This is a genomic window from Actinomycetospora sp. 2LY8.5 (assembly GCF_057180585.1).
Genome location: NZ_JBXUHE010000022.1, coordinates 42833 through 62207, shown reverse-complemented (window position 1 = coordinate 62207; position 19375 = coordinate 42833). Strand labels below are relative to the sequence as shown.

Below are 19375 nucleotides of genomic sequence, written 5' to 3'. Positions count from 1 at the left end.
GTATCGATCCAAGGGAGGTACGGCAGGGAGACCTACTCCTGGTGACCCAGATCCCCGGTGAGCCGCTGGGGCAGCTCATGGAGGCCCTGGACGGGACGCGCTTCTCGCACTCGGGGATCGCGGTGCGTCTCGACGGTGGTTCCGGGCCGGCCGACGGCCTGGCCAGCGCGCTCGCCACCAAGCTCGACGGCGAGGGCTTCGACGTCGGCGGCGTGCGATGGGACCCCTTCCACGAGCTGTGGCAGAAGCACCGCGACCTCTACTGCATCCCGATGTCCCCCGAGGTGCGGGCGCGGGCACTGCGTTACCTCGGCGAGTTCCGCCCGGAGCCAGGTGAGGAGGGCACCTTCTCGCTCGTCAAGCTCGTCGCCGTCGCGGTCGCGCTGCGGGCCGTCGAGATCGCCGTCGACGAGCCCGGGCACGCCGAGGACCTCTACGCCGCGGCCTGCGAGATCGCCGCCGCGTGGGCGGCGACGGACGCGGAGCCGAGCTTCTACTGCGCCGAGCTCGTGGCCACCGCCTACGATCTGACCTTCTTCCGCGCCGACCTGGTGCCGCCGTCGGGCACGTCGGGGATCGGCGGCTCGCTCGAGGAGTCGTGGTGGGTGGGCCGGCTCGCGGAGCGGCTGTCGGACCGGTTCGAACACATCGACGACCCGCGGGGACGGGCCTGGGCGAGCCTCACCTCGGCGCTGGTCGGCAAGGACTGGGACTTCGTCGTCAACGCCATCGGCGCGTCGACCCGCTCGGCGATGTTCATGCTGCGGGGGAGGATCGAGGGGCCGGTGCGGACGCCCGCCCCGCTGCGCGAGCCGATCGCCGGGCATCCGGACCTGGCCCGCACCGACGTCCCGGTCCCCCACGCGCTCGTGACGCCCCGGATGCTCTGGGCGGCCTTCGGGCGGGAGACGATCCGGCGGATCGAGCGAGCGACATAGGCGGACGACGCTCTCCCGCCGCACTGCGCGGACCTCCTGGGTGCCACCAAGCGTGTCGGCAAACTGCCCTGGAGACAGGACGGTGAGCTCTCAGCTCTCAGCTCTCACGCTCACCGGCGTGATCCGGCTCGCGTTGGGTGCCGGTCTGGCGGTGGCGCTCGGTCAGAACGGCGAGATCACGGGCGGCATCGGGGCGCTGGGCGTCGGTGTGTCCGCGCCGCTCATCCTCGACCAGCTCGGGCGGACGGCCGTCGCGCGACGTGCGGAGAACGAGGAGAACAAGACCGCGTCCAGCCAGGCCGATCGAGTCAGCGAGGTTCGTCCCGGCCCGTTGGAGGCCGGCGTCCCCGCGGCGAGGCCGCCCTCGGTCGATCGACGGCGTGAACCGACCTGAGCCTCTGATCGACGCCCGGAGAACCCGATGAACCCGCCCGCCCCGCGCCTGCCCGACCTGTCGGTCCTCTTCCCGTTCCGCGCCTGGCTGCGTCACCCCGCCCTGCGGGCCTGGACGACCTGGCTCTTCGTCGCGCTCGTCGCGACGCCGCCCGCCGCCATCGCCCTGTTCCGTACCGCGTCGGGCTACGACGGCGAATCGATGGTGTTCGCCGCCTACTTCGCCGCCGCGTGGTTCCTGGTGCTGTGGGTCGTCGTCCGGCCGCGAGCCGTCGAGGGAGTGCTGCTCCTCCAGGTCGTCGTGCTCGCTCTGGTACTCGAGGCGCCGCTGGCCATCTGGTTCGAGGGGCTCATCGACGGCGATCTCGACAGTTTCGTGCCACGATGATCCCCGTCGTCATCCTCGTCCTGGCGCACCAGCGAGGCGGTACAGCGTGCCGCCCGCCCCTGACGTCGGCCCAGCGGGCCGAACGAGGGATCCCGGCTCACGGTTCGGTCTCGTTCGTCCCGTCGATCACAACCGTCCCTCACGATGCGTGCGCCTCGGGTGTCGGCGGCGCACCGGGGGAACGGCTATGAGGAGAGTCGCCGTCCTCGTCATCGGTGCTACGGTCCTCACGGGGGCCGTGGCGCCCGTGATCGGCATCGCCCGGCGCGGCACCGTCGACGCGCGCACCGTGCGTGCGTGGCGCGACGAGGTCGGTCCGTACCGACACCGGGACGTGGACATTCCGCGGCAGCGCGAGGGACGAGCCCGTCGCTCACCGGCACGCGTAGATCGCGACCTCAGCCCGCGGGAGGCGCATCGTCGACGTCCGACGCAGGAAGTCCCGGTCGTCGAGCATCCCGGCGTGGACCGGGTTGACGTACACGACCTGCGCCGCACGCGGTGCCGCGGCGAGGGACCGCTCGATCCCGTCGAGCACGAGGCCCAGCACGTCGGGCCCGAACGGGTTGTAGAGGAAGAACGCGGTCTCGTCGCCGGCGAGGACGTGCGCCGCCGCGTCGGTGTGGACGACCTCGATCGGTGCGAGGCGCGGACGCCGGTACCGCGCCGCGTTGCGCCGCGCGACCTCAACGAGGTGCGGCGACAGCTCCACCCCGACGACGCGGTCGAACCGCGCCTCGGCCGCGACGAGCAGGCACCGGCCCTTCCCGCAGCCGTAGTCGACGAAGGCGCCGCCGGCGGGGGCGACCCGGTGGAGGATGTCCTGGACCTCGCGCCGTCCGGTCGGCTCGTAGTGGACGGCCGACGCGCGGCGCGGACCCTCGAACCCGAGGTCGCCGACGGGCAGGTGCCCGACGGTGTCGACTCCGTGCCTGAGGTCGAACCACGCGTCGACCGTCCGGTTGACCACTGCGCGGGACGTCTCGACGACACCGCGCTCCCGCAGCATCGTTCCGAACGCCGACGCGGCGGTCACCCGCTCGAGCTCTCGCTGCCCTCCAGGAGCTCGAAGTCCACACGCTGTCGGCCGAGGCGGAACCGCTGCGTGCGCACCAGGTACGGGAAGAAGTTCGCCTTCTCGCAGCCGCGCAGCGACGCCGGGTTGTCGAGGCCCACGAACGTGATGACGTCGCGCGCGCCGAGAGGGCCGGCCTTCTCGGCGATGCGCGACATCGCCGCGCTCATGACGCCCTTGCCGCGCCACGCGACCGGGGTGAACGCACCCTCGAGCAGGGCCGTCTCGTCGTCGAGGCGCGGGAAGATCCCGCCGAAGTGCTGGGCGAGGTCCTCGTTGTCGGCCGAGGTGAACAGCCATTGCGTGTAGCAGGCCTCGTCGTCCTCGGTCACCGCCACGTGCGGGCGGCCGATCTGCGCCTCGAGCAGCCGCCGCCGGGTCGCCCGGTCCCATTTCTCGGCGGGCGTGAGCTCCGCCGTCGCGTCGAGCACAGCGGCCACGTCCCGGTCCTCCATGGGCCGCACCCCGATCTCGATCTTCGCCTTGGGCGGGGTGTGCTCGAGGGTGAGGTCTCGCCGCAGGCCATAGGCCTCGACGTCGCTGTGGACGCGCCGGCGGGCGGCGTCGTAGACGGGGCGGATCGTGTCGGGCTCGCGGATGACCGCCGTCAGGGCGGCAAGCGGCACGGATGTGACAGACATAGGTTCCCCTCGACTGAGGCTCTGGAGGTCCTGCGGGGTGGTGCCGGCAGGGTCAGCCGGCGTGTGCCGCCGAGCGCGGCGAGATCATCGGCGCCGACTCGGCGCCGTGGCGGAGCAGCCCGTGGCGGACGGCGAGCGTCGCGGCCTCGAGCCGGGAGTGGACGCCGAGCTTGGCGAGCACGGATCGGATGTGGCTGCGCACCGTCAGCGTGGAGACGTCCAGCTCCACCGCCATGCGCGCGGTGCTCGCGCCGTCGACGAGCAGCGTGAGGCACTGCCGCTCCCGCGTCGTGAGATAGGCGGCCATCGCCACCGCCGCCGCACTCTCGGAGCACCGACGGCGTGCGGACCGGTCCGCCCGTTCGACGGCCCGTTCGCCGACGACGACGCGGTCGACCACGGCGAGGAGGTCGTCGACGCCGCCCCTCTTCGTCACGAAGCCCGCCGCGCCCGCCCGCAACGCCCGGGCCGCGCGCTCGGGGGACGCGTCCGAACTGAGGGCGATCACTTTCGTCCTCCCCTCGCCGCGGGACACCAGCGACCCGAGCAGGTCGGACCCGGCGCCGAGCGAGTCCTCATCGACCAGACAGAGGTCCGGCCGATGACGCTCGACCGCCTCGACGACCGCAGCGGGCGTCGCCGCCAGCACGCCCACCTGCCAGCCGCGTTTCATGAGGACAGAGCTGAGCAGCTCCGCAAAGACGACATGACCATCTCCCATCACCACGAGCATCAGCGCAGTCCTCCCGCACTCCCCCCACGGAACCGGTAGCGGTGAGTCACCGGCTCCCCGACGCATCACACGATCGAGGTAACAGGGCCGTCCCGTCAATAACCAACTGTCATGATCGACGGAAATGACCCTCGGAACGTGAGCCCGATCAGGTGGATCCGTGAGAACCCGGACCGCTTGATTCTTCGGTACGTGAACGAGCACGCCGAGTCAGGAACGGACCGAATCTCCCGCGCCCTGGCTCCTCCATCTGTAGGAGGACCGATCAACCACGCGCAACTACTCTCGGTCGTCGTGTCCGCCGTCCGCGTCCTCGTGGTCGCGGAGGAGCGATTGCTCGTCGACGTACTCTCGGACCGTCTGGCCGACGAGTCCGATCTCGTGGTGCTCACCGAGGACGGCGGCGACCGCGCCCTCCTCGAGCAGACGATCAATCGTGTCCGACCCTCGGTCGTCGTGGTCTCGGATCTGGCCGTCGGCCGCGCCGTGCTGGAGATCCGGGCCGGCCTCAACCTCGTCGTGCTCGCGCCCTCCGCGGACGGCAACCACGCCGTCGCCGCGGCCCGCACCGGAGCCATCACCTGGGTCCCGATGTCGGTCAGCGTCGCCGAGCTCGTGGAGCTCGTCCGGGCTGCCGCCGACGGGAGGGCGCACTACCCCGGTGAGCAGCTGACCGCCGTGCTGCGGGAGCTCCGCCGCGACGCCGGGCGGGCCCGGACACCCACCGGCCCGCTGGATCTCCTCAGCGAGCGGGAGCTCGACGTCCTGCACTGCCTGTCCGAGGGTCAGAGCAACAAGGAGATCGCCCGCTCGCTCTCCATGTCCGGCAACACCGTGCGGACCCACGTGCGGAACATCTTCCGCAAGCTCGGGGTGCACAGCCGGCTCGAGGCCGTCCGGGTCGCCCGGACGGCCGCCGGCACGACCGGTGGCTCCGCGGGAGCGCTGCGCTCCGTACCCCCGACCGACGAGCAGTTCTGATCACGGTGCACGCCATTCCTCCGAACGCTGATTACCCAACGTGAACGGTCGCTGCCCGCCCGTAGGGCCCATTCCTCCTCCATCGGGCGTAGGGGTACTCGCACGCTCGCGCGATCCAGATCGCACTGCGTTTCCCTAGCGTCGACACCGGCACTCCGTGTGCCGGTCAGGTGCTCCGCGGGGGGAGTCCTGTCACGAGTCGGGCCCGGCGCGGATCGTCGGACACGCGTCGAGACCGAACGAGTCGACATCCGCGCGGGCGGACCCACAGCCCGAGGAGCACCCTTTGTCCCAGCAACCAGCCGACGTCACCTACCGGAACGGCCACACAGCGACCGACGCCGTCCTCGGCGTCGACGTCCGCCCGGTGCCGACCTCCACGCGGGGCGAGGCGGTGGTCGCGTTCGCCGCGGAGAGCCCGGTGGTCGAGAGCCGGACGCAGCCGAAGGTCTCGCTGATCATCCCGGCCCGCAACGAGGCCTGCAACATCGCCTGGGTCCTCGAGCAGGTCCCGGACTGCGTCGACGAGATCGTCCTGGTGGACGGACGCTCGACCGACGCCACGATCGTCACCGCCCTCTCCGTGCGGCCCGACATCAAGGTCGTGCGCCAGGAGGGCATCGGGAAGGGCGACGCGCTGCGCGCCGGCTTCCTCGCGTCGACCGGCGAGGCGATCGTCATGATCGACGCCGACGGGAGCATGGCGCCGCAGGAGATCCCGCACTTCCTGTACTACCTGTCCCACGGCTACGACTTCGTCAAGGGCTCGCGGTTCATGGCCGGCGGAGGGTCGCTCGACATCACGCGGCTGCGCCGTGCCGGCAACCAGACGCTCATGCGCCTGGCGAGCCGGCTCTACGGCGCTCCGCTCACCGACCTCTGCTACGGCTACATCGCGTTCCACCGGCGGTACCTCGACTACGTCGACCTCACGACGACGGGCTTCGAGGTCGAGACCCGGCTGGTGATCTCCGCGCTGCAGTCGGGGCTGCGGATGACCGAGGTGCCGAGCATGGAGATGCCGCGCCGGTACGGGAAGTCGAACCTGCGCGTCGTCCGCGACGGCACCCGGGTGCTGCGGACGCTGCTGCGCACCCACGAGACTGGGATCAGCGGCTTCGCCGTCCAGCGGGCTCGCGCGTTCGCGCACCGGCACGGTGTCGCCACGAAGCCGGCGGCCCTGCCGGCGGCGCCCCCGAGCGGAACGTGATGACGCGGTCCCTCCCGGTCCGCTGTCGTTCCCTTCCTCTCGGCCTCGCCGTCCTGGCGACCGCCGTCCTGCTCGCCGCGCTCCCGTCCGTTCCCGCCGCGCTCGTCACCGTCTTCCTGCTCGTCGCGCCGGCCCTCGCCGTGGCCCTGCCCTGGCGGACCGCACCACCACTCGCCCGCGCGGTCGTCGCGGTGACGGTCAGCCTCGCCCTCAACGGGCTGGTCGCCGAGTCGATGCTCGCCGCCAACTCCTGGTGGCCGACGGCCGGGATCGTCGTCGTCGCCGCCGTGGCGGCTGGCATGGGCATCGCCCTCGATATGACCGTTCCCCGCACACCCGTCCTCCACGAGGAGAGCCACCGATGAAGGTCGACGTGGTCGACCCCCGGGACCTCGGTCCCGACGAGCACGAGCAGTGGGCCGCCTTCCAGAAGGAGGACGCGCGCCTCCAGAGCCCTTTCCTCTCGATCGAGTTCGTCCAGGCCGTCGCGCGCCACCGACCCCGGACCCGCGTCGCCGTCATCTCCGAGCACGGCGAGATCGTCGGCTTCCTGCCCTTCGAGCGCGGCTCCTTCGGCGAGGCGACCAGCCCCGCCGCCCTGCTCAACGAGGCCCAGGGCGTGGTCCACCGCCCGGGGTGGACGTGGGACACCCGCCGGCTGCTGGACCTCTGCGGCATCGGGGTCTTCGAGTTCGACCAGATGCCCGGGTGTCCGGCGCCTTTCGAGCGGTACACGGCCTGCCGCGCCGACTCGCCGATCATGGATCTGCGCGACGGTTTCGAGGCCTTCCTCGCCCGGGCGCGGCAGCGCTCCTCCCGGATCAAGGACCTCCCGCGGCGCCGGCGGCGGCTGGAGCGCGACAGCGGTCCGGTGCGCTTCGAGTTCGCCGCCGACGACCGGGAGGCGGTCCGCACGCTCATGGGCTGGAAGTCCGAGCAGTACCGGCGCACGGCCCGCCCGGACCGGTTCGCGAAGCCGTGGATTCGCGCGCTCGTCGAGGACGTCGCGGGGCTGCGCACGCCCGGCTGCTCGGGCGTCGTCTCCCTGGTGTGGGCCGGGGACACTCTGGTCGCCGGGCACCTCGGCCTGCGCTCCGAGCAGGTCCTCCCCACGTGGTTCCCGACCTACGACCCGGAGTTCTCCCGGTACTCGCCGGGCCTGCTCCTGCACGTCGGGATGGCGGAGGCGGCGGCGGGCGAGGGCATGGAGTACATCGACCTGGGCCGCGGGCCCAAGGACTACAAGGACTGGCTCGCCGACCGGACCCACGAGGTGTGGGAGGGCCGGACCGTCACCCGCCGGCGCGCGGGCCTCGTCCACTGGGCCCGCCGGGTGCCGATGCGCGAGCTCCGCAACGCGGTCGTCGCTCACCCCCGCCTGTACGACGTCGCGGACCGCACCCTGCGGACCTACGCCTCGTTCCGCGCGTCCGTGCGCCCGAAGGAGGACGCCTCATGACCGCTCCCGAGACCGCCTCGGTGGTCATCTGCGCCTACACCGCCGACCGGTGGGACGACGTCCTCGCCGCGGTGGAGTCCGTGCGCCGCCAGAGCGTGCCCGCGCTGGAGATCCTCGTCGTCGTCGACCACAACCCGGCCCTGCTCGAGGGTCTGGGCGCGGCGCTGCCGGACGTGCGGGTCGTCCCGAACGGCCACGAGCAGGGCCTGTCCGGTGGGCGGAACACCGGGATCGACGCGGCGCGCGGCGAGGTCGTCGCCTTCCTCGACGACGACGCCGTCGCCGAGCCCGACTGGCTGAAGTTCTTCCTCGCCGCCTACGTGGACGACACCGTCCTCGGGGTGGGCGGGACCACCCTGCCATGGTGGGAGACCGACCGTCCCCGTTGGTGGCCGCACGAGTTCGACTGGACGGTCGGCTGTACCTTCGTCGGCCGGCAACCGGGTCGGGTCCGCAACCTCCTCGGCGGAAACGCCTCCTTCCGGCGCGACGCCTTCGTCCGCAGCGGGGGCTTCCCCACCCACATCGGCCGCACCAGCACCTCGTCCACGCCGCTGGGCTGCGAGGAGACCGAGCTGTGCATCCGCATGGCCGAGGCGATCCCCGGGGGCGTGTTCCTGTTCGAGGACCGCTCGGTGATCTGGCACCGCGTCTCCGACACCCGCTCGCGCTTCCGCTACTTCCGGACCCGGTGCTACGCCGAGGGTCTGTCGAAGTCCCTCGTCACGCAGAGCGTGGGAATGGGTCGCGGGCTCTCGGCGGAGCGCTCCTACACCTTCGGCGCGCTCCGTCGCGGCGTCGCCCGCGGGCTGGGTGACGCACGTCGCGGCGACTCCTCCGGGCTCGGGCGGGCCGGCGCGATCGTCGTCGGGCTCGCGTGGACGGTCGGCGGGTACGGCGTGGGCACCGTGCGGGCGGCCCGCTCCAGAGCCGGGGCGACGCCGTGACCACCACCGCGACCACCACCGTGCCGATCCTCATGTACCACTCGGTGGCGATCGACCCCGATCCACAGGTGCTCGACCTCTCGGTCCACCCGGCGGACTTCACCGCACAGCTCGAGGTCCTCCGCGAGGAGGGCTACACGACGATGACCTTCGGCGAGATCCGGACCGCCCTCGCCGGCGGCATCGAGCTGCCGGCCCGGCCGATCGTCCTCACGTTCGACGACGGCTACGCGGACTTCCACCGCGAGGCGCTGCCGAGGCTGGTCGCCCACCACGCCACCGCCACGCTCTTCGTCACGACGGGGTGGCTCGCCGACGCCGGCCCGTTCGCGAGCGGACGCCCGCTGGACGACACCCTGACCTGGCAGCAGATCGGCGAGGTCGACGCCGCGGGGGTCGAGATCGGTGCCCACAGCCACAGCCACCCCCAGCTCGACCAGCTGCCCGAGGACCTGCTGCGCGAGGAGCTCACGACCAGCCGCGAGCTGCTCGAGGAGCACCTCGGGCACCGCGTCACCTCGCTCGCGTACCCCTACGGGTACTCGAGCCGCCGCGTGCGCGAGGCCGCCGCGGCCGCCGGCTACCGGCACGCCGCCGCCGTCACGAACACCGCGGCCGGCGCGAGGAGCAACACCTACGCCGTCCCGCGCCTCACCGTGAACCGGTCGACCGACCTCGCACGGTTCCGGCGCATCGTCGCCCAGCAGGACCTCGGCACCCTCTTCCTCCGCGAGCGCATGCTCACCGCGGGCTACGCGGCCGTGCGGCGCTCCCGGTCCGCGGCCCGTACGTGGTGCCGCCTTGGCTGACCTCGCCACACGACTCGGAGCCGCCCCGAGGCGCCTGCCCTTCGTCGGGCGCTTCCGGGCGCACCTGTCCGACTCCTTCTCCCGCAACGCGTACGCGCTGATGGTCAACACCGGTATGAACGGTGTTCTCGGCCTCGCGTTCTGGGTCGTCGCCGCCCGCCACTACTCCCCCGCCGACGTCGGGGTCGGCTCCGCGCTGATCTCGGCGTTCACGCTGCTCTCGGCCGTCATCGGCATCAACGTCACCGGCACCCTGACGCGGTTCCTCCCCCGCACCGGGCGCCACACCACCCGCTTCGTCACCACGACCTACTGGATCAGCTCCGCGGTCGTCGTGGCGCTCTCCCTCGGGTTCCTCGCCCTCGTGCCGCTGTGGGGGCCCTCGTTCGCCGGCCTCGCCGAACCGGGCGCTGCGGCGCTCTTCGTCGCCGTGGTCGTCCTGAGCGGCATCTTCACCGTGCAGGACGGCGTGCTCGTCGGGCTGCGCAGCTCGGTGTGGGTGCCGATCGAGAACACGGTGTTCGGCGCCGTCAAGCTCGTGCTGCTGATCGCCCTCGCCACCGTCGTCCCCGGCGACGGCGTCTATGTCTCGTTCGTCGTCGGCATGGCCGTCGTGACCATCCCGCTCAACGTCCTCATCTACGGCCGCCTGCTCCGGCGGGCCCGCGCCTCGGCCGGTGCCGGCGACCCGCCGGGCCGCGAGGAGGTCAAGCGGTTCCTCGCCGGCGACTACGTCGGGGCGCTGTTCTCCTTCTCGGCGGCCTACGTCGTGCCCGTGATCGTCGCGGCCGTCGTCCTCCCCGAGACCTTCGCGTCCTTCTACATCGTCTGGATGGTGTGGGGCAGCCTGCAGCTGGTCCCGATCAACCTCGCGCAGTCGCTGACCGTCGAGGGCGTCTACGACGCCGACATGCTCGTCTCCTACACCCGCTCCGCCCTGCGCCGCGCCGCGATCATCCTCCTGATCGCGGCCGCCGTGCTCGGTCTCGGGGCGCCGGTGCTGCTCGGCGCGCTCGGCCCGGGCTACGTCGAGGCGACCACGCTGCTGCAGCTGCTCGTGCTGACGGCGTTCCCCCGCGCCGTCCTCGAGATCTGGCTCGGCGTGCTGCGGGCGCAGGGCCGGTCGCGCGCGCTCGCCCGGGTGCAGGTCGCCTCCGGAATCGCCGTGGTGGGTTCGGTGACGCTCGGGCTCCTGCTCGACGGCGGGCACCTCGGCATGGGCCTGGCCCCGATCACCGGGGTCGGCATCCTGGTGCTGGTCAGCCAGACCGCGGTGGCCGCCACGATCCTCCCGGGTCTCGTGCGGTTCTTCCGGTCGTCCCACGACCCGGGAGCGGCGCCCGCCGCGCTCCCGCCGGCCGGCGGCCGACTCGTCGAGCTCGTCGTCACGCATCCCCGCGAGCACGACACCACCGGCTATCGGGTGCTGCCGCGTCCGGCGCGCCCGCCTTCCCCGCGCCGGCGGCTCGTCGTGCTGACTCCGGTCGTCCGCCCCGTGGCCCCGTCCGAGGACGTCGAGGAGGACGAGGAGGCCGACCCGGAGGAGCCGGGAGAGCCATCGCAACCATCGCGGACCGGAACGCTGCTCGCACTTCCGCGGAGGGTGCCGGCCCTGCCCGCGCTCGCGACCCTGTCGGTCCTGGCGGCGGCCCTCTTCTGGCTGCCGCTGATCGGCATCGACGTCTCGGTCCTCAGCGGCCTCGGGCTCGTCTCCGCGCTACCGGCGGTCTCACTGTTCGGCCTGTGGCTGCTCGGGATGGCGTTCGTCGGCTCGCTGGCGCTGCGCGGGGCGCACCCCCTCCTGCTCGGGGCCCAGCTCGTGGCCGTGACGGCCTGCCTGCACGGCGTCACCGCCGTGATCGAGACCCTGCCCCGGTTCGCCATCACCTACGTCCACATGGGGATGGTCGACCACATCGTCCGGACCGGCGTCGCCCCGCCCGACTTCGACGCGCGCTTCAGCTGGCCGGGGTTCTTCGCCTTCATCGGCATGATCTCGCGCGGTGCGGACCTGCGGGGCGCCCTCGACCTGCTCGCCCTCGTGCCGTTGCTGAGCAACCTGCTCTACACCCTGGCCCTCGGCCTGATGCTGACGACCGTGCGGGCCGCCTGGCAGGCGAAGTGGCTCGCCCTGCTGATCTTCGTCGCCGGCAACTGGGTCGGTCAGGACTACTTCTCCCCGCAGGGGATGACCTACTTCCTGTACCTGTCGTTCCTCGCCGTCCTGCTCACCTGGTTCCGGCCGGCCGCGGCGTCGAGCACCGGCGGCGGGGGATCGGGATCGCGGTGGCAGCGGTGGATCGCGCGTGTCCCCGGTCTGCCCCGCCCCGACGTGCCCGGGGATCTCCCGGCGCCGCCGGTGTCGTCGACCACGCGCATCGTCCTGCTCTGCACGCTCCTCGTCGTGTTCGTCGTGACCGCGGCGACCCACCAGCTGACGCCGTTCGTCATGGTCGGAGCCACGGCGGCCCTGGTCCTGGTGCGCCGCTGCGTCACGCGGGGCCTGCCGCTGATCCTCGTGGTCGTCCTGCTCGCATGGATCAGCTACATGACCGCGCCCTACTGGACGGGCCACCTCGGGCAGCTCATCTCGGGTGTGGGGGACCTGGGCGGCACCTTCTCCAGCGGCGTCCAGGAGCGCACCGCCGGGGACCCCGACCACCAGGTCGTCGTCCTCACCCGCATCGCCCTGTGCCTGGGGCTCTTCGCCGCGGCCGGGTTCGGGCTGTGGCGCCGGCTGCGGCGGGGTGTCGACGACCGGATCGCCGTCGTCCTCGTCGTGGTGCCGGTGCTCGCGGCCGGGTTGCAGAGCTACGGCGGCGAGATCGTCCTGCGCGTCTACTTCTTCGCCCTGCCGGCGCTCGCGGTCCTCGTCGCGCTGGCGGTGTTCCCCGACCCGCGCTCGCGCGCCGGGTCGACGCCGCGGCTCGTAGCCGCCGGGCTCGTCGTCACGGTGCTGCTCGGAGGGTTCCTGCTCGCCCGGTACGGCAACGAGGACTACGAGCAGATGCGTGCCGGGGAGTTCGCGGCCGTCGAGTCGGTGTACGACCACCCCGGACCGTCCACCGTGCTCTTCCCCACCGACGCCCGGGCCGCCGCCAGCACGCCGTTCATCCCGATCTCCTACCGCGACATCGAACGCGTCCGCGTCACCCCGGTTCTCGTCACGGAGAACCCCGACGACGCGGCACCCGTCATCGCGAAGATGCGCGAGCAGCTGACGACGCCGTACCTACTGATCACCCACGGCCAGCAGGAGTTCCTGGAGATCAGCAGCGGCTTCCCTCAGGACTGGGGAACACGCTTCCGTGCGGCGCTCGAGCGTTCTCCCGACGTCGTGCTCCTGCGGGACGACCCCGACGCGCAGCTCTACGTCCTGCGCGATCGGCCGCCCGGGGAGGCACCGATCGCCCCCCTCCCGCCCGGCTTCATCGGGGCCACCCCGTGGACCCCGGTCGGCCTGTTCCTGCTCGTCGTCCTGGTCGCCACGCTGCTCGGTCGCGAGATCTGGCTGCTGCGGGTCCCCCCGGAGCGCAAGCGCGAGCTGTGGCCGCTGCGGCTGCTGTGGGTGCCGCTGGCGATCGCGTTCTTCGGTGTGGTCGTGGAGCGGGCGATCGCCCTGACCAGCGGCTGACCAGCCGGCGATCTCAGCCCGCGATCTCAGCCGGCGATCGAGGTCCCGCGCGGCACCCACCGGACCTCGTAGCCGGCGAGCGGGATCGCCTGCCCGTCGAGACCGACCTGGCGGGGCTGCTCGGTGGTGTTCACCAGCAGCACGGTCCCCGGCGTGGCGAGGCTGCGCACCGAGGGGTCGGTGGGCAGATCCTCGAAGACCGTGCCGGGCGGGAACCACCGGGCGAACTCCTGGGTGATGCCCAGCATCGGCCCCGGGCGGCCCCCCTCGGGACCCGTCTCGGTGGAGGTCCAGAGGCTCGTGCCGCTCTGGTCGCCGGACGTCGGCGGGTTCCAGTACAGACTCGTCGCCACGCCCGCGCGGGCGAACTCGATCATCGCGGCGGTCCGCACCGCGATCTCCTGCTCGAGCGGCCAGCTGGAGTCCAACGGCTGGACGTACCACTCGGCCCACCACAGCGGCAGCTCCGTCCGCTCTCGGACCCACGCGCTCACGGCGGGGAACTTGGCCAGCGCGGTGAACGGGTCCGGGGCACCGTTCTCGGTGGTCGCGTGCCCGTCGACGACGACGAAGTCGGCGCCCCGGGTGTTGGCGAGCCAGTAGTCGAAGGCCTGCAGCGTCCGGGGGTCGACGTGCCCCCAGGGGCCGGAGAGCTCGCTGGTGCCGACGTCCACGCCGTCGGGGGCCGACGCCATGTCGAGGTAGGGCCCGCCCACCTGGATCCCTGGGTCGACGCGCTTGAGCGCCTCGTGGACGGCGTTGTAGAGCTGCGTGTACCCCTCGGCGTTCCACTGGCCGCGGTCGTCGTCGAAGAAACCCTTGAACTCGTTCCACACCAGGAACTGGCGGACGTCCGGGTAGCGCCGCGCGATCCGCTCGGCGAGGGCGGCGAAGTCGCCGTAGTGCTCGGGAAGCGGGGCGGTCTCCAGCTGACTCCAGTCGGTGGTACCCGGCTCCCCGCCCTTCATCCAGTCCGGCGCGCAGCACAGGGTGATGACGGGACGTCCGCCGGAGCGGCGGATGAAGTCGATGCGGCTGTCGAGCGTGGTGAAGTCGTACACGCCGGGCGACGGCTCCGGGTTGCCCGCGCCCCAGCCCATGATGTGCTGGTTCTGGACCAGCGGCTGCTGGGCGAGGGCCCGCTGCACCGACGCCATGGCCTCGGGGTAGCCGTGGTCGGCACTCTCCTGGGTGTGGGTGAAGCCCCACCCGGTCGCCGGCTCCGCCCGCGCGACCGAGCCGACCGGGGCGCAGCCGACGACGCTGCCGAGCAGGGCGAGGGTGGCGGCGGACGCCACGGCGCCGTACCACCAGCTCGTCCTCACTCGAGGCCCGTCCTCACCGGGGTGCGCCTGCCACCCACGTCGTGTCCGCTCCGTCCGGATCGCCCGCGGTGGCGAGCCTGTCACGGCCCGTCGACGGATGACCATGGTCCATCGGGACGATGTCGACCTCACCCGTGCAGAGACCGCGGATCCCGCCCGGTCGGGTGAGAGTCGGCGGTGATCGCTAACGGCCCGGCCCGCTCCCGCGAGAAGCAGTCGAGACGCCGGCACGGAGGCCGGTGGCACCACGGGGGTTCGTCATGGCCAAGCACGCGGCTCCGCCGATCGTCGCGGTCGTCCCGCGCCGCACCACGATCATCCGGCCGGTGGCCGTGTCGGCGGAGGCCTATCTCGGGAAGCTCCGGGCCACGACCCCGATGGCGCCGGTGGCGTCGGCACCTCCCGGCCGGCACTCGCGCTGAGTGCGGTTCCCGGACCCCGTCGGCCGGCGCGGTGCCGACGACTCCGGGAACCCGTCACGCCGGGAGGATCGTCCCCGCGTGCAGCGGGCCCTCGTCGTTCACGGCGAGCAGGCACGGGAGGGACCCGCTGGTGTCGATGCGGCAGACCGCGGCGTCGACGAGGAACATCCGCCAGGCGATCTCGATGCCGACGCCGAGCGCCCAGCTGATCGCGGCCTTGATCGGCGAGACGTGGCTGACGACGACCACCTCACCCGTGGCCGCCTCGGCCGCGAGCTCGGTGCAGGCGGCGGCGACGCGGGCGCGCACGGCCACCAGCGACTCGCCCCCGGCGGGCACGTGCTCGGGGTCGGACTGCCATGCCCGCCAGCCGTCGCGGTCGAGCGCGGTCATCGGCTGGCCGTCGAGGTCGCCGTAGTCCATCTCGGTCCAGCGGGGGTCGCACTCGACCTCGAGGTCGCTGCCGAACAGCGCGGCGGTCTCGCGGGCCCGCGCGAGTGGGCTGGACACGATCCGAGTGGGCCGAGGAAGGCCCGCGGCGAGCGCACGGGCCTGTCGTCGCCCGGTCTCGGTGAGCGGTGGGTCGGACCGGCCGCACATCACCCCGCGGGCGTTGGCCTCACTCTGACCGTGGCGGACGACGGTGAGCACGCCCGCCACGGTAATGCCGCGGACCGGGACCACCGGCTCGCATTCGGGCGACCGACGGCGTCCGCGAGCAGGACCAGAGCGCCGGGCAGGCACGAGATCAGGGCCAGGACGCCGTAGACGACGGACGTCGCGAGCCCCTGGCCCGGATCGAGGCCGACGGCGGCGAACGCGACTGCGGCGGCCGCCTCGCGCGGCCCCCAGCCGCCGACCGTCAGCGGCACCGACATGGCGAGCAGAGCCACCGTGACCAGCGGCAACAGCTGACCGAGCGGCGCGCCGACCCCGGCGACGCGGGCCGCCAGCACGAACAGCGAGAGCAGGCCGGCGAGCGCCACGAGCGAGAGCAGCAGCACCGCGGGCGCCGTGCGCACCCGGCCCAGTCCCTCGCGCACGTCGCCCAGCGCGGCGAGCAGCGCGACGCGGATCGTGGCGGCGCGGCGGGCCGTGGCGATCCACACACCCGCGACCACGCCGGCGAGGGCGAGCCCGCCGACGACGACCCCGAACCCGGGACCGACCAGCGAATGCAGCAGCGTCGGGCTGGCGACGAGCACGGCGACGCCGGCGGCGACCACCACGACCTGACCGGCCACCCGCTCGATCACGACCGCCCGCGCGCCGCGGGCGTCACCGGGGCGGTGGTGGCGCACGGCGCGGTGCACGTCGCCGAGCACCCCCGCGGGCAGCAGGGAGTTGAGCAGCGTCGCGCGGTAGGCGTCGGCGGTCGCGTCGCGCAGGGACAGCCGCAGCCCGACCCCGCGCGCGACGACGCACCAGCGGGCGGCGCCGGCGAGGGTGGTCACCGCGCCGAGGGCGAGGGCGGCGACGACGGTCGGCCAGGTGATCGCACCCAGCGCCTCGACGACACCACCGGCGCCGAGACGGATGGCGAGCAGCGCGGGGAGACCGAGACCGACGGCGAGGCGAAGCACGGCGCCGAGGGTGCACCGGGAACGCAATGAAGATCCGGCGTTCTGAGAGATCGAGGGAGAGTTCTCAGGACTGGTGCGTGGAGCGGGGAGCTCTGTCGTGGGGAGCGGCACGGGGAGATCCAGACGGGGAGCTGGGGAGCGGTCTGTTCCGGTGGTGCTGGGTCGGTCGAGGGGTCGGTCGAGGGCTCGGTCGAGAGCTCGGTCAGGGCAGGGCCAACAGGTCGAGGTGGCCGACCGTCACGCGCAGGCGTCCCTGCTCGGCGGCCTCCAGACGGCGCTCGAGGTAGGCGTCGGCGTGGCGCGCGAGGTCGGGGTCCTGCGCGACGGCCGCCGCCACCCAGCCCTGGAGCCAGGCGCAGACGAGGTCGACGTCGTCGAGCCCGAGGTGCCACGGACTCGACCGGGACCGGACGGCGGCGCCGTGGCGGGCGAAGGCCTCCTCGGCGACGGCCGCGGCGTGCGGTCCGAGCAGCGCGCGCCCGTCGACGGTGCGCTGCTGGTGGGCGTCGAAGGCGGCCGCCATCGCGACGTCGCGGGGCTCGCCCGGGTCGATGCGCACCGAGCCGACCACCGACAGCGTCAGCAGCGCGGCGCAACCGGCTCCGACGCACGCGGCGGCGATGGCGTCGATCTCCGCGGCGGTGAGCAGGTCGAGCAGCGCGGAGGCGGTGACGAGGCCGACGCCGGCGAGGTCGGCGGCGGTCAGCGTGGTGACGTCGAGCTCGCGGGTCTCGGCTGTGACGGTCGAGCCGTCGCGGGCGACGTTCGGCAGCGTGTCGGCGACGTGGCCGAGCAGCGCGGCGTCGCGGTCGGCGAGCACCCAGTGCTGCGGCCCGCCGAGGCGCGGGGCAAGCCAGCGGGCCATCGACCCGGTGCCGGCGCCGAGGTCGAGGATGCGCCCGGGGGCGGGGTGCCCCGCGCGCAGCTCCTCGACGAGGTCCACGGCGCGCGCCTCGGCGTCGGCGACCTCGCGCAGCGCGAGCCAGTCGGCGGCGGCGGGGGCGCCGGGCGTGGCGTGATCGGGTCGTTCGCTCACGCGGGGGGCAGGGACACCGGCAGCTCGGCGAGCGCCTGGTCCACCCGTCGCGACGTCTGTGTCCACGCCGTCAGCCTGCATCGTTGGCGGGACGCTGAGATCCGTAACCCGTCCCGCAGCGCGCGATCGGCGAACCAGCGGTGCAACGTTGCGACGAGTGCCGGTACATCCTCAGGAGGCGTTAAGACTCCACCGTTCGCCACAGTGTCCGGCAGTCCTCCGACGGCGCTCGCGATCACCGGGATGCCCCGCGCGAAGGCCTCGCCCACCACCATGCCGTACGTCTCGACGCGCGAGAAGGCGACGAGCAGATCGGTGGCGTCCCAGATCTCGTCCAGGGCACCGCCCGTCCGCGGGCCGGGGACCCGGATGCGGTGGGAGAGGCCGTGACGGTCGATCGCGGCGTGCAGGTCGTCGACGAACCCCGGCGCGCGGCCGGTGGGGCCGACGAGGTCGAGCGTCCAGGGGTGCTCCCGCAGGACCGCGAGGGCCTCGACGAGCATGTCCTGACCCTTGGTCGGGGTGATCGCGCCGAGGCAGAGCAGGCGGTGGGCGCCGTCGGTGCCCGCTGCCGGCGGAGCCGGGTCGACGCCGGGGACGGCGACGACGACCTCGGGGACGCGGCCCTGCAGGCGCCGCGCGGTCCAGGGGCTGGTGGCGACGACCCGGCCCGCCGCCCGCAGCACCACGCGCTCGGCCGCGTCGAGATCGGGCTGCTCCTCGCCGAGGGGCAGGTGCACGAGGACGGCGAGCGGACGACGGGCCGCGTGGGGCACGACGACGTCCGGGACCCCGCAGGCGACCAGCCCGTCGAGCAGGACCGGGCCGTGACCCTCGTCCAGGATCGCGTCGAGCGCTCGGCGCGCGGTGTCGTCCGGACGCGGCCACGACCCGGGGATCTGGGCGTCCTCGACGGTCCACCCGAGATCGCGCAGCCCGGCGATCACCCGCGCGTCGTAGACGTCGCCGCCGCTGACCAGCACCTCCTCGGCGACGGGCCGGACCACGGTGAGCGAAAATCGCTCCCGTGCGCGCGGCTCCGGTCGACCGGCAGAGCCCGGTCCCTCTCTGGTCACAGGTCCAGGATGACTTGCGCAGCCGGCTGTCCCGGGGCGAGTTCGACGCCGTCTTCCCCGGCGAGAACGCGTTGGTGACCGAGTACGAGGTCAGCCGCAACACCGTCCGCCAGGCCCTGCGCGGGCTGCGGGCCGAGGGGCTGGTCACCGCCGAGCGGGGGCGCGCGCCGCGCGTGCGGCGCGCGGAGATCGAGCAGCCCGTCGGCACGCTCTACAGCCTGTTCGCGTCGGTCGAGGCCGCCGGGATGACCCAGCGCAGCGAGGTGCGGGTGCTCGACGTGCGCGCCGACGGCGTGGTCGCCGCGCGCCTGGGGCTCGAGGAGTCGACGCCGCTGCTGCACCTCGAGCGCCTGCGCCGCGCCGACGAGGCCCCGCTGGCGCTCGACCGCGTGTGGCTGCCGGCGACGGTGGCCGCGCCGCTGCTCGACGCCGACTTCACCCACACCTCGCTCTACGGCGAGCTCGCCGACCGCACGGGGACGCGCCTGGAGTCCGGTCACGAGCACATCGCGGCGCAGATGCCCTCGGGCGCGGAGTCCGTGCTGCTGGAGTGCCCGCCGCGCACGGCGGTGTTCGTCATCGAGCGCACCGGGTTCGCGGGCGGGCGGGCGCTGGAGTGGCGCCGGACCGTCGTGCGCGGGGACCGGTTCGCGCTCGACGCGAGCTTCTCCGCGCGCGGGTTCCACCTCGGGGTGGCAACGCCGTGAGTCCGCCGTGAGTCCGCC

General features: G+C 73.2%; 20 protein-coding genes. 12 read left to right on the top strand and 8 right to left on the bottom strand.

The features are described from left to right. Window positions 1–41 precede the first annotated feature (41 nt). The 3 genes from AC2A1K_RS21635 to AC2A1K_RS21625 all read left to right on the top strand — a co-directional run bounded on the left by AC2A1K_RS21635 (window position 42) and on the right by AC2A1K_RS21625 (window position 1719). The gene (locus AC2A1K_RS21635; RefSeq protein ID WP_483898393.1) at window positions 42–938 is read left to right on the top strand and encodes a hypothetical protein; all 897 of its coding nucleotides are present in this window, start codon (window positions 42–44) and stop codon (window positions 936–938) included. A gap of 82 nt (window positions 939–1020) precedes the next feature. Beyond that, window positions 1021–1332: a hypothetical protein gene (locus AC2A1K_RS21630; RefSeq protein ID WP_483898392.1), complete on the top strand. Its 312-nt coding sequence runs from the start codon at window positions 1021–1023 to the stop codon at window positions 1330–1332. A 27-nt stretch (window positions 1333–1359) separates the two neighbouring features. Then, the gene (locus AC2A1K_RS21625) at window positions 1360–1719 is read left to right on the top strand and encodes a hypothetical protein (protein WP_483898391.1); all 360 of its coding nucleotides are present in this window, start codon (window positions 1360–1362) and stop codon (window positions 1717–1719) included. Between the two features lie 373 nt (window positions 1720–2092). Here the strand turns inward: AC2A1K_RS21625 and AC2A1K_RS21620 are convergent, their stop codons facing one another. The 3 genes from AC2A1K_RS21620 to AC2A1K_RS21610 are packed head-to-tail and all read right to left on the bottom strand — an operon-like array spanning window position 2093 to window position 4168. Next, window positions 2093–2755 (bottom strand): class I SAM-dependent methyltransferase, encoded by a 663-nt coding sequence (locus tag AC2A1K_RS21620; RefSeq protein WP_483898390.1) that lies wholly within the window; start codon window positions 2753–2755, stop codon window positions 2093–2095. Further along, window positions 2752–3435, bottom strand: coding sequence for an N-acetyltransferase family protein (locus tag AC2A1K_RS21615; RefSeq protein WP_483898389.1), 684 nt, complete (start codon window positions 3433–3435; stop codon window positions 2752–2754). The genes AC2A1K_RS21620 and AC2A1K_RS21615 overlap by 4 nt, the downstream gene beginning before the upstream one ends. A gap of 52 nt (window positions 3436–3487) precedes the next feature. After that, window positions 3488–4168, bottom strand: a complete 681-nt coding sequence (locus AC2A1K_RS21610) for a helix-turn-helix transcriptional regulator (RefSeq protein WP_483898388.1) — start codon at window positions 4166–4168, stop codon at window positions 3488–3490. 294 nt (window positions 4169–4462) lie between these two features. Between AC2A1K_RS21610 and AC2A1K_RS21605 the strand changes: the two genes are divergently transcribed. From AC2A1K_RS21605 to AC2A1K_RS21575, 7 genes are all read left to right on the top strand, one after another. After that, window positions 4463–5149: a LuxR C-terminal-related transcriptional regulator gene (locus AC2A1K_RS21605; RefSeq protein ID WP_483898387.1), complete on the top strand. Its 687-nt coding sequence runs from the start codon at window positions 4463–4465 to the stop codon at window positions 5147–5149. Between the two features lie 286 nt (window positions 5150–5435). After that, window positions 5436–6359, top strand: a complete 924-nt coding sequence (locus tag AC2A1K_RS21600) for a glycosyltransferase family 2 protein (protein ID WP_483898386.1) — start codon at window positions 5436–5438, stop codon at window positions 6357–6359. Continuing rightward, the gene (locus tag AC2A1K_RS21595; RefSeq protein ID WP_483898385.1) at window positions 6359–6724 is read left to right on the top strand and encodes a hypothetical protein; all 366 of its coding nucleotides are present in this window, start codon (window positions 6359–6361) and stop codon (window positions 6722–6724) included. Before AC2A1K_RS21600 ends, AC2A1K_RS21595 begins: the two co-directional genes overlap by 1 nt. Next, window positions 6721–7818 (top strand): GNAT family N-acetyltransferase, encoded by a 1098-nt coding sequence (locus tag AC2A1K_RS21590; protein WP_483898384.1) that lies wholly within the window; start codon window positions 6721–6723, stop codon window positions 7816–7818. Before AC2A1K_RS21595 ends, AC2A1K_RS21590 begins: the two co-directional genes overlap by 4 nt. After that, window positions 7815–8765: a glycosyltransferase family 2 protein gene (locus AC2A1K_RS21585; protein WP_483898383.1), complete on the top strand. Its 951-nt coding sequence runs from the start codon at window positions 7815–7817 to the stop codon at window positions 8763–8765. The genes AC2A1K_RS21590 and AC2A1K_RS21585 overlap by 4 nt, the downstream gene beginning before the upstream one ends. Continuing rightward, window positions 8762–9574, top strand: a complete 813-nt coding sequence (locus AC2A1K_RS21580) for a polysaccharide deacetylase family protein (protein WP_483898382.1) — start codon at window positions 8762–8764, stop codon at window positions 9572–9574. Before AC2A1K_RS21585 ends, AC2A1K_RS21580 begins: the two co-directional genes overlap by 4 nt. Next, entirely contained in the window at window positions 9567–13208 is a 3642-nt protein-coding gene (locus AC2A1K_RS21575) for a lipopolysaccharide biosynthesis protein (protein WP_483898381.1), read from the top strand. Before AC2A1K_RS21580 ends, AC2A1K_RS21575 begins: the two co-directional genes overlap by 8 nt. Window positions 13209–13234: 26 nt before the next feature. On the opposite strand, the gene AC2A1K_RS21570 is transcribed toward AC2A1K_RS21575, so the two are convergent. Continuing rightward, window positions 13235–14533 (bottom strand): GH39 family glycosyl hydrolase, encoded by a 1299-nt coding sequence (locus AC2A1K_RS21570; RefSeq protein ID WP_483898380.1) that lies wholly within the window; start codon window positions 14531–14533, stop codon window positions 13235–13237. A gap of 239 nt (window positions 14534–14772) precedes the next feature. On the opposite strand from AC2A1K_RS21570, the gene AC2A1K_RS21565 reads away from it, so the two are divergent. Further along, window positions 14773–14955, top strand: coding sequence for a hypothetical protein (locus AC2A1K_RS21565; protein ID WP_483898379.1), 183 nt, complete (start codon window positions 14773–14775; stop codon window positions 14953–14955). 54 nt (window positions 14956–15009) lie between these two features. Here AC2A1K_RS21565 and AC2A1K_RS21560 read toward each other — a convergent pair whose 3' ends face one another. The 4 genes from AC2A1K_RS21560 to AC2A1K_RS21545 form a co-directional block, all read right to left on the bottom strand. Next, window positions 15010–15555, bottom strand: coding sequence for a histidine phosphatase family protein (locus AC2A1K_RS21560; protein ID WP_483898432.1), 546 nt, complete (start codon window positions 15553–15555; stop codon window positions 15010–15012). Continuing rightward, on the bottom strand, window positions 15555–16538 hold the full coding sequence (locus AC2A1K_RS21555; RefSeq protein WP_483898378.1) for a lysylphosphatidylglycerol synthase transmembrane domain-containing protein: 984 nt from the start codon (window positions 16536–16538) through the stop codon (window positions 15555–15557). The genes AC2A1K_RS21560 and AC2A1K_RS21555 overlap by 1 nt, the downstream gene beginning before the upstream one ends. 202 nt (window positions 16539–16740) lie before the next feature. After that, window positions 16741–17574 carry a class I SAM-dependent methyltransferase gene (locus AC2A1K_RS21550; protein WP_483898377.1) on the bottom strand — a complete coding sequence of 278 codons (834 nt, stop codon included), beginning with the start codon at window positions 17572–17574 and terminating at the stop codon, window positions 16741–16743. Further along, entirely contained in the window at window positions 17571–18581 is a 1011-nt protein-coding gene (locus tag AC2A1K_RS21545; protein WP_483898376.1) for a glycosyltransferase family 4 protein, read from the bottom strand. Before AC2A1K_RS21545 ends, AC2A1K_RS21550 begins: the two co-directional genes overlap by 4 nt. 20 nt (window positions 18582–18601) lie before the next feature. Here AC2A1K_RS21545 and AC2A1K_RS21540 point away from each other — a divergent pair, with 20 nt between their 5' ends. Then, on the top strand, window positions 18602–19357 hold the full coding sequence (locus AC2A1K_RS21540) for a GntR family transcriptional regulator (RefSeq protein WP_483898375.1): 756 nt from the start codon (window positions 18602–18604) through the stop codon (window positions 19355–19357). Window positions 19358–19375: the final 18 nt, after the last annotated feature.